Consider the following 267-nt stretch of genomic DNA (forward strand, 5'->3'; position numbering starts at 1 on the left):
AACGCTCAATCTGAAAAGTCTCCAGCGCATCGTCGATGAGCTTATTCTTGAATTCATTGCCTCGATCGGTGTGGAAGAGCTGAATGTCATTCAGGTTGGCCTTAATCGAAGCCAAAGCACGGTAAACTAGCTTGGCATCCTTGTGTGCCCCCGCACTGTAACCGATAATTTCGCGGTTAAACAGATCCACAAAGAAGCATACGTAATTCCAATATGAACCTACTCTAACGTACGTCAGATCGCTTACGACGACAGATAACGCCTGCT

1 protein-coding gene is annotated in these 267 nt (G+C 46.4%); it reads right to left on the minus strand.

Going from position 1 to position 267, the window contains the following annotated elements:
- Positions 1-267, minus strand: a 267-nt coding sequence (locus QD47_RS29745; RefSeq protein ID WP_044649506.1) for an IS3 family transposase, incomplete at both ends; no start/stop codon positions are given.

This window comes from Paenibacillus terrae (assembly GCF_000943545.1).
GTDB classification, from domain to species: domain Bacteria; phylum Bacillota; class Bacilli; order Paenibacillales; family Paenibacillaceae; genus Paenibacillus; species Paenibacillus terrae_A.